The following is an 8,326-nucleotide window of genomic DNA, read 5'->3' on the forward strand; positions in this document are numbered from 1 at the left end:
TTGAGGGAGTTGCACAACATGCGCCGTCTGATTTTGGTGCCAGTTACGCAAGTAGGCATGAGTGAGTATGGGGCACGAATTGCAAGCCTGGACGCCGCCTTGCACTTTCTGGAAAACCCGAAATGAGAACGGCAGATGACACGCAGACGCTGGAACTGCCCGGCATCAAACCGCCACCAGTGACGAAAAGGCGGGGGCGTCCGGCCCTCCATGCCGACCCTGCCGCCCGCCAGCGCGCCTACATGGCGCGTAATGGCATTGTGCCCATGACTGTCCAGTTACCGGAAGCGCTTCACGCTGAGTTCATGACCTGGCTCACGTCGAAGGGCAAAAAACAAAGCACCGTCATCGCGCACCTGATCCGCACGCAATTGCTGAGGAAACGATAATGCCAGCCGCCGCCACGTCGTCAAAAAACAGCCGGAAAGAGGCCCGCATCACGATTTGGCTGCTGCTGCCGCATCCGGTGCGCCGCCTGGTACTGGCCTTCGCTGATATGCCAGACGCCCGCGCCAATGACGAATTGACGGCCTTCACCCGAATCGAGCGCGCCCGCATCACTGCCGCGTTGCGCTCGATGATGACGCACTTGTCCGTGGCTGAGTCGTGCATGAATGACAGCGACGTGACGACGCGCACCACGACGGTACTGCACTGATGCCGACCATCCAGCAAGAAAACGGTATCCGTAGCGTCAAGGGCTTGCCCCTGCGCTGGGGTATCCCTGCCTACCGCGAGTTGCATGCGGCGCAGGCGGGCACGATCGGCGCCATGCCTGAGGGCTACAAGCGCCTGTCGGCAATGCTGGACGAGGTGACGGCCTGCCCGCTGCCGCTGGATAGCACCGAGGCCCAGCTCACGATGCTGGCTGAGCGGTGCGCAAACGAGTGCATGAATGTCGCGCTGGATGCCCATGACGCGGAAACCCTGCGCGTCTGCGTCGAACTGATCGTGCGTATGTACGATATGGACGTCTGCACCATCAAGGATGATCGCCAGGCCGTCAAGCGCTACACCGATCCAGCATGGTGGCGGAAAAACTTGCGCGTCGTCCATGGCCGCGCCCGTGAACATGCTGCAATGCGCCTGGGCTTCGTATCGAGCCGCAAGGGCAAGTATTGCAGCGACGAGGCGGCGAAAAGCCGTGTCGGCCAGCGCCGCCGCAACAAGAAAGTGCTGCAAAACACAGTGCTGCGCAACATGGAAACGGGGCAAGAGTTCGCGCTCGATGAACTGGCCGACAAGAGCACGGCAAACCCGAAAATCCGTCATGACGAACTGATGATGCGCATGGACGGCGTGGACGAGATAGCCATTGAAAACGGTCATGTTGGCCTGTTCGTCACGCTGACAGCGCCCGCCGCCTACCATGCCGTGCTGGAATCGAGCAGCATGCCGAACCCGAAGTACAACGGCGCCACGCCACGCGAAACGCAGTTGTACCTGCGCGACCTGTGGGGCCGCACCCGCGCACAGAACGACCGTGACGGCATCGCGCCGTATGGGTTCCGCGTTGCTGAGCCGCACCACGACGGCTGCACGCATTGGCACATGATGGTTTTCATGCCTGCTGACGATATCGAGATATTCAAGCGCAACCTGCGCAAGTTCGCCCTGCAAGAGGGCGCGAACGATCCAGGCGCGGACAAACACCGGGTGAAATTTGAAGCGCTCGACCCAGCGAAGGGCAGCGCCGCCGCCTACATGATGAAGTACACGGCCAAGAACATTGACGCCGAAGACGTCAAGGAAGACGCGAACGGGCGCGACATTATCACCAAGGAAATGCGCGTCAACGCCTGGGCGGGCGTGTGGGGCATCCGGCAGTTTCAGGCGTTCGGCCAGCCGCCCGTGACGCCGTACCGCGAAGGGCGCCGCGTCGCTGAGGTCGTCGTGGAGCAGGCGCCGGAATGCGTCAAGGATATCTGGCTTGCTGGAAACCGCCTTGACTTGGTGGATGAGGAAACTGGCGAGATAGCCGGGCAGAAAAAATGCTCCTGGGCGGCCTACATCCGGGCGCAGGGCGGAATCAACATGGGGCGGGGCTACAGGGTGCGCGTGGCGCAGGCGACCCGCACCGAGGCAGGGCGTTATGGCCTGTTCGGGCGCGGCCCTGTGGGCCTGTTCGTCAAGCCTGATCCTGAATTCGTCGGCCCGCCGCAGATGTACGCCTCTACCCGCTTCACGTGGCGCCGCGTCGGGGTTGCTGTTGACGTGCGGGTTTGCCGTCCTTGGAGTCCTGTCAATAACTGTACGCCGACCAGCGCGCCGAAGTGGGAGCTTGACGCGCCAATGCCTGCCCCGGTAGGGCCGCCAGATGATTCCGCATGGTGGGGTAATGCAGATTTTGACGTATTTGACCACCCGGATTATCAGGAATTCATGACCAGCACGGAGGGGAGGGCAGCAGGCATTGAGTCTCAGGCGCGGGCGCTGAGCGCTTGCGACCGGCATGAGGTCGCATATCCACGCTTTTACATCAAAAAACCGAAGAAAAAGGATCACCAGTGACGAATATCGAACAGGGCCAGGCGCTTGAGCGCGAGGCCGTCGCGTTGTACCGGCAGTACGGGTTCATCTTGCCAGGCCCGGCGAAGGCATTTTTTCGCAAACTGGCAATTCACCTGCAATGGCAAGACCTGATGAAAGTGACGCAATGAACCGCAATCCCTACGTGCCGCCTGAGCAGCAGGCGGAATACCTGAAAAGTTCCGTCGTGAACGAGGAAAAAGCCCCGGCGTCCGCGCCGGCCACCAGCAAGCCCCAGGCGAAGAAGCCAGCGGCGAAGCCCAAGCGCAAATAACCGGGCGCGGCCTAGCGGGCCGCGTACATCATGGCAAAAAAACCAACAATCGGGCATGTGGAATGCCCCGTGTGCGGATTTCATGACGCGCACGTCAAGGAAGACAAGAACGGCCACGCGTATATCCATTGTGCCGACAACTGCCAGGCGCAGACATTTACCCGGAACGATTTCCGCGACGGCAAATTGCGGGAGCGCATGCGGGCTGTAACGGTAACGGTAACGGACGATACCGTTACCGTTACAGCGCCTGCGCCTGCGACAGCGCCGAAGGCGCCGGAACAGCCGCCCGCCGACAAGGTGCCGCCCGTCAAAAAGCCGGGCGGCTGGTTTCAACCACTTTTAGCACAAGGATAGGCCATGGCCGACTTGAACGAGAGCCAGGCAGAACCGCCCAAGCTCGATCCGAACGACCCGCTAGACCGCATCGCCATGGAAGCCATGGGCGAGGAGCGGGCGCAGGCCCAGGCTGACGCCGACTTTATCGACCCGCCGCAACCGCCAGGCATCGACCCGGCGCAGACCTGGGGGCAAATTCCCTTCATGTTCGGCAAGGTGCTGAGCATGGCCATGCCGGAACTGGCGGGCGTCTACACGGAAGAGAAATGCTACCAGTGGGGCGTGGGCATGGCTGCGGTGTCCGATAAGTACGGATGGAATGCCGGTGAGGTAATCGGGCGCTTCGGCCCTGAAATCGCATTGGCGGTGGCATCCGTGCCGCTGGTGGTGCCGACTTTTCAGGCGATAAAGGCGCGCCGCGAGGAAAAGGAGCGCAAGGAAAAGGCGCGGCCACGCGAAGAAAAGGACATTACGCCAGGGGCGGAAGTGCCACCGATGGGCCAGGCGCCGGGAGGCTTCGTTGAGCCATCCTAAGCAGGGCCGCGCCAGTGCGGGCACGAGAAACAAGGCCGACATCATCGCCGTCATCGGCGCCAGCGGAACGGGCAAGTCCTCGTACATCAAGGGCGAGTTGCTGCGCAAGTATCAGCGCCTGCTGGTCTGGTCGCCGCTGGAAAAGACGGACGATTACGCCAGTTTCTGCAAGGGCGTCGTGGTCACGGGCAAGATTTCGGAACTGGTCGCCCAGGTCAAGAGCGGGGCAAAGGCAATCGTCTACGTGCCTACCGGCAGCGATGCGGAAGTCAAGACGCAGTTTGACCGCTTCTGCCGCATCGTGTGGGAACTGAACGGCGCCACGGTGCTGGTGGAAGAGTTGAGCCGCGTCACCATGGCCAGCTGGTCGCCGCCCGCCTGGAAAAACCTGTCTACGGCGGGCCGCCATCAGGGCTTGACGATCATCGGCACGAGCCAGCGCCCGGCCACCATCGACAAGGATTTTTTGGGCAACTGCACGGAAATCCGTTGCTACCGCGTCAATTACGACAATGACGCAAAGGTGATGGCCGATTCACTGGGCCTGCAAACGCAGTATGAGCCAGGAGCGGGCGGTAAATCTGTGGCTGTAAAACCACTTCAACAGATACGCACGCTGCCCAATTTCCACTTTATTCACAAAAATCCTGACCTTTCGACACGGCGCGGGGTGAATAAATCGCTGTAACGGTAACGGATACCGTAACCGTTACAGCTTATTGCCGGTTTCCTGTGGGGCGGGCAGCATCGGGGCTTGTTAATACCGAACAAATAACCCCATAGGAACCGAATATGAACAAGGCCACCATCCATACCGCGCTGATCGCCCTGGCTGCTTTCGCCGGTGTGTATTTCATCCAAAAATCGTTTGTGAAAATCCCCGTCGTCGGCGTCTACCTGCCGGGCGGCCAGTAACCCGGCCCATCGGCAAGCGGTAACTTTCACAAACACCACCATCAGGACAAGAAAATATGAGTTCCAATTACGATCGCTCGATTGATCTGCAAAACGTCAAACCGGGCGCCACGGCGGTGCTGAAACTGTCGTATAACGCAACCTATGATCGGATTCATCTGGCCTTGTCGGGCGGTCTGACGAAGGCCAACGTGGGCCGCATCGAAGGCAAAGCCAACGGTGTGACGTTCTTTGTCGATGACGGCGCCTTGATTGGCGTGCGTGATGCCTATCAAGGTGTGTTCGTTGATCCGAATATCATCACCATCGACTTCACGGAGCCAAATACACGTGGCGGTGCTGCTGCGCAGTATCTGGCCGCGCTGCCGCGCAACATGCTGGCGTCCCTGACGTTCGAATTTGAAATCAAGACCACTGCCGCCGCTGGCAGCGACATGAAGGCCATGACGGAGCATCGCGATAAAACGCAAAACCCGTACGTCTTGCAGCGCAAGGACTTCAATGTCCCGCTGACGCTGGTGGGTGAAAACGATGTGATGCTGCCGGTGATGGCAAACGGCGGCTTGATCAAGCGCATTTGGCTGCACAGTACCGGCCATATCACGGCCGCCGAACTGCGCACCGATGGCACGCCACGCATTCGCGCCACGGTGGGCGAGTTGACCTACCAGCAAAAGCGCAATCGCCTGGTGCCGCAAACTAACTTGCTGGTGCTCGACTTCATCGGCGACGGTAACCTGATGAACATGCTCGACACGTCCCAGATCACCGAGGCGCTGTTGCGCATCACGACGGACGCGCCGGACAGCCTGAAAGCGTACATCGACTACGTTTCCGACATCAAGCTCTTGAAATAAGGCGGGCGCCATGAATCTTGATGACTTCATGGGATACGGATCAAGTAGCTCGCTCGGTTTCGGCTCGGGTGATCGTGATTCCGATCCCTACAACGCGCTCGGCTTCGGCGGAACGGTCTTGCCGGACGTGTCATACGGGGCGCCGCCGATGGAAACGAGCACGTCCACCGGCAACGGCTTTGGCGACTTCTTCGATTCCAAAGCAGGCGGCGCGATACTCGGCGGCCTGACGACGGCGCTCAATTACGCCATGTTCCGCGATCAGCAGAAATACACGGCTGTGGCCAACGCGCCGCAACAGGCGGTGCAGCAGCAAGTAGCCGTGCAACAGGTGCGCAATAACAATCTGCTGCTGTGGGCCGCCATCGCTGCCGGACTGATTTTCCTGGTGAAGAAATGACGCCAGGCATGCCATCCCTGCCGCCGCTGCAAATGGCGTCGACTGCAACGTCCGGCGCCAAAGGCGGGGAGCAGGGCGGCGCATCGGGCGGCGTCAGTAGCGGCGACTGGATTATCAACAGCGGCGCGGGCGCAAGCAGTGGCATGACGTCGAAAACCTGGCTGATGCTGGCCATTGCGGGAGCGGTGGCATGGGCGCTGTTCAAGAAGAAGGCGTAATCCGCGAAGGCGTGCTCGATGACGCGGCGCGGGCGGCCTATGCCGCCGCCTACCGGCCAGACCGGCAGACGGGCGGCGGGCTGGGTTCGATGGAAGCGGGCATGCGCGGCGCACAGTTGTTCGAGGTGGTGTGTTGCGGGGCCGTGGTGGCGCGTTACGCACTGCGGACGGTAGATCATGCCAACGGGCGCGAAATCGTCGTCGTGGCGGCCGCTGGCGGCCTTCCTGGCGTCGATCTGGTCGCCTCAGTGCTGCCAAACATTGAACAACAGGGGGCAGGCGCGGGGGCGGATCGGCTGACGATGCGCACGCGGCGCCCTGGTCTGGTCAGAAAATTAAAAAAACAAGGCTGGGTGCTTGACGCCTACTGCATGGGAAAAAACATCAAATGAGTTCAAGCGATAGCAAGAGCGATTCCAGTCAAACACAGACCCAGGAATCGCAGGATAACCGGATTTCAGGTGCTGGCGAGTCCGTTAATCTGGTCGCCAGCCGTTCCAGCATCGGCAATGTGTCGATTGCCCAAACCGACCACGGCGCGGTGGACGGTGCTTTAAAGTTCGGCAACGCCCTGACGGATGGCGCACTGAAATTTGCCGATTCCACCGTTACAGGCGCGCTCGGCACGATCAAGGCCAGCGTGAAAGACAGCCTGGACACGGCGCGCGCCGCGCAGGAAAGCGCCTACAAATTCTCAAACGCAGTTTCCGACAGCGCATTCAAGTCGAACGATGCCGCCCTCGGTGGCGCCTTCAAATTCGCCGCGGATATTACGGCGGGTGCTGCAAACGAGTTGGCCGCCGCCGGCGCCCGCTCGGACGCGGTGTTTAAAAGTTCGCTGCAATCGGTAAAAGATGCCTACGGCGACGTGAGCGGCAAAATTGAAACGGCCTACACCAACAGCAAAGCCGGTGAGCAAAAAGTACTCGTCGGCGTGGGCCTGGCCCTGGTCGCAGTGGTGGCCTTCAAAGCAATGGGAAAAGCATGAGTTACCAGTTAATCCGCCTGTCGGCGGGCATTGAAATGCGCGTCGACATTCCGGGGCGCCTGATCCTCGTCGATTCCGTATCGACAGGGCAGGGCGTCGATATTGCCCTGCTGCGCTCGGGCACGCCATCGCCATACATTCCAGGCCGCCAGGCGGGTTTTCGCCTGGCGGAAGACTTCGGCGGCGTGCTGCTGCGCTCGGCGCTCGATTGCGAGGTGGGTATCTTCCTGGCTACCAACGATGTGCAGCTCGGCGGCACGGCTGGCGGCGCGGTGATCATCCCGTCCGGCGTCAACGTGACAAATGACCTGGCGCACTCGATCCCCGTCACGCTGACGTCCAGCAGCAACACCACGCCGATTCCCGTATCCCTGGCCAGCATCCGCGTGAACAACACGGTAGCGCAGGCGATACCGGTCAATTTCACCGGGACGGTATCGCCCGTGCTGGGCGTCGTGACCATCGACAACACCAGCGAGGAGGCTATCCCCGTGCTGCAAAAGCCGGGCGAGGTATTCGAGGTTCACGTGGGCAACACAGATGCCCAGGCGCTGCCGGTGACGCAAAAGGCGGGGGCGACGTTCGCCGTCAGCCTGCCCGAAATCAAAATCAACAATACCGATGCCCAGGCGGTGCCGGTAGCGCAAAAGGCGGGAACGACGTTCGCCGTCAGCCTGGCCGGGGAATCGGCGGTGCGCGAATATCTGGCGGCTACTGTCACCAACGTGGCGCCCGTGGGCGTGACAGCGGCGGCAGCGGCCATGCTGGCGGCGGCGCCTGCGCGGCGCAGTGTCCGCGTGCGCAATGTCGGCGCCAATGCCGTAGCGCTGGGCGGTGCTGGCCTGGCGTACGCCAGCGCTGCCGTGCTGATCCAGCCAGGTGAGACATGGTTAGAGTCGGACGCGCCAGGTGCGGCCTGGTACTGCATTTGTGATGCCGGTTTGGCGTCCACACTCAACATTCAAACGGTGGCGTAATGAAAAGAATCCTCAATCTGTGGTGCGCTATCGTCCTGCTGGCCGGCATGTCCGTCGCGGCGGCAGACACGGGCATCGTCAGCCGTAATTTCGTCCCTGCTGGCGCAAATGTCGTCACGCGATCCTTTCAAGACAAGGCCCGCGAATCCGTCAGCCTGGATGACTACACGAGCCTGAAAGCGGCCATTGCGGCCTTGCCTGCGACCGGAGGCGTGATTAATATCCCTGCCAAGCGCTACCCGGCGGGCGTCTGGAAATACGATACCAACTACATGAGCAAGGCAAACGTGACCTT

General features: G+C 61.0%; 16 protein-coding genes. All 16 read left to right on the forward strand.

Annotation, left to right across the window (positions count from 1 at the left end):
• The first annotated feature begins 122 nt into the window (after positions 1-122).
• The gene (locus tag AC0V2Y_RS26465) at positions 123-389 is read left to right on the forward strand and encodes a hypothetical protein (RefSeq protein ID WP_475417827.1); all 267 of its coding nucleotides are present in this window, start codon (positions 123-125) and stop codon (positions 387-389) included.
• Positions 389-658: a hypothetical protein gene (locus AC0V2Y_RS26470; protein ID WP_475417826.1), complete on the forward strand. Its 270-nt coding sequence runs from the start codon at positions 389-391 to the stop codon at positions 656-658. The genes AC0V2Y_RS26465 and AC0V2Y_RS26470 overlap by 1 nt, the downstream gene beginning before the upstream one ends.
• On the forward strand, positions 658-2,511 hold the full coding sequence (locus AC0V2Y_RS26475) for a replication endonuclease (RefSeq protein WP_475417825.1): 1,854 nt from the start codon (positions 658-660) through the stop codon (positions 2,509-2,511). The genes AC0V2Y_RS26470 and AC0V2Y_RS26475 overlap by 1 nt, the downstream gene beginning before the upstream one ends.
• On the forward strand, positions 2,508-2,660 hold the full coding sequence (locus tag AC0V2Y_RS26480; protein WP_475417824.1) for a hypothetical protein: 153 nt from the start codon (positions 2,508-2,510) through the stop codon (positions 2,658-2,660). Before AC0V2Y_RS26475 ends, AC0V2Y_RS26480 begins: the two co-directional genes overlap by 4 nt.
• Positions 2,657-2,803, forward strand: a complete 147-nt coding sequence (locus AC0V2Y_RS26485; RefSeq protein ID WP_475417823.1) for a hypothetical protein — start codon at positions 2,657-2,659, stop codon at positions 2,801-2,803. The genes AC0V2Y_RS26480 and AC0V2Y_RS26485 overlap by 4 nt, the downstream gene beginning before the upstream one ends.
• A 30-nt stretch (positions 2,804-2,833) precedes the next feature.
• Positions 2,834-3,160 (forward strand): hypothetical protein, encoded by a 327-nt coding sequence (locus tag AC0V2Y_RS26490; RefSeq protein ID WP_475417822.1) that lies wholly within the window; start codon positions 2,834-2,836, stop codon positions 3,158-3,160.
• Positions 3,161-3,163: 3 nt separating this feature from the next.
• Complete coding sequence (locus AC0V2Y_RS26495) at positions 3,164-3,676, forward strand: hypothetical protein (RefSeq protein ID WP_475417821.1); 513 nt, start codon at positions 3,164-3,166, stop codon at positions 3,674-3,676.
• Entirely contained in the window at positions 3,663-4,364 is a 702-nt protein-coding gene (locus AC0V2Y_RS26500; protein ID WP_475417820.1) for a hypothetical protein, read from the forward strand. Before AC0V2Y_RS26495 ends, AC0V2Y_RS26500 begins: the two co-directional genes overlap by 14 nt.
• A gap of 104 nt (positions 4,365-4,468) precedes the next feature.
• Positions 4,469-4,591: a hypothetical protein gene (locus tag AC0V2Y_RS26505; protein WP_268766380.1), complete on the forward strand. Its 123-nt coding sequence runs from the start codon at positions 4,469-4,471 to the stop codon at positions 4,589-4,591.
• A 56-nt stretch (positions 4,592-4,647) separates the two neighbouring features.
• Positions 4,648-5,448, forward strand: coding sequence for a major capsid protein P2 (locus AC0V2Y_RS26510; RefSeq protein WP_475417819.1), 801 nt, complete (start codon positions 4,648-4,650; stop codon positions 5,446-5,448).
• A 10-nt stretch (positions 5,449-5,458) separates the two neighbouring features.
• On the forward strand, positions 5,459-5,848 hold the full coding sequence (locus tag AC0V2Y_RS26515) for a hypothetical protein (RefSeq protein WP_475417818.1): 390 nt from the start codon (positions 5,459-5,461) through the stop codon (positions 5,846-5,848).
• Positions 5,845-6,066 (forward strand): hypothetical protein, encoded by a 222-nt coding sequence (locus AC0V2Y_RS26520; protein ID WP_475417817.1) that lies wholly within the window; start codon positions 5,845-5,847, stop codon positions 6,064-6,066. The genes AC0V2Y_RS26515 and AC0V2Y_RS26520 overlap by 4 nt, the downstream gene beginning before the upstream one ends.
• A complete protein-coding gene (locus tag AC0V2Y_RS26525) occupies positions 6,039-6,458 on the forward strand; it encodes a hypothetical protein (RefSeq protein ID WP_475417816.1) in 420 nt (139 codons plus the stop codon). Before AC0V2Y_RS26520 ends, AC0V2Y_RS26525 begins: the two co-directional genes overlap by 28 nt.
• Complete coding sequence (locus AC0V2Y_RS26530; protein ID WP_475417815.1) at positions 6,455-7,054, forward strand: hypothetical protein; 600 nt, start codon at positions 6,455-6,457, stop codon at positions 7,052-7,054. Before AC0V2Y_RS26525 ends, AC0V2Y_RS26530 begins: the two co-directional genes overlap by 4 nt.
• The gene (locus tag AC0V2Y_RS26535) at positions 7,051-8,031 is read left to right on the forward strand and encodes a hypothetical protein (RefSeq protein WP_475417814.1); all 981 of its coding nucleotides are present in this window, start codon (positions 7,051-7,053) and stop codon (positions 8,029-8,031) included. The genes AC0V2Y_RS26530 and AC0V2Y_RS26535 overlap by 4 nt, the downstream gene beginning before the upstream one ends.
• Positions 8,031-8,326: hypothetical protein (locus AC0V2Y_RS26540; protein ID WP_475418395.1), on the forward strand; the 296-nt coding region annotated here is incomplete at its 3' end. The genes AC0V2Y_RS26535 and AC0V2Y_RS26540, both read left to right, overlap by 1 nt.

It is taken from the genome of Janthinobacterium sp. BHSEK, from assembly GCF_056174685.1.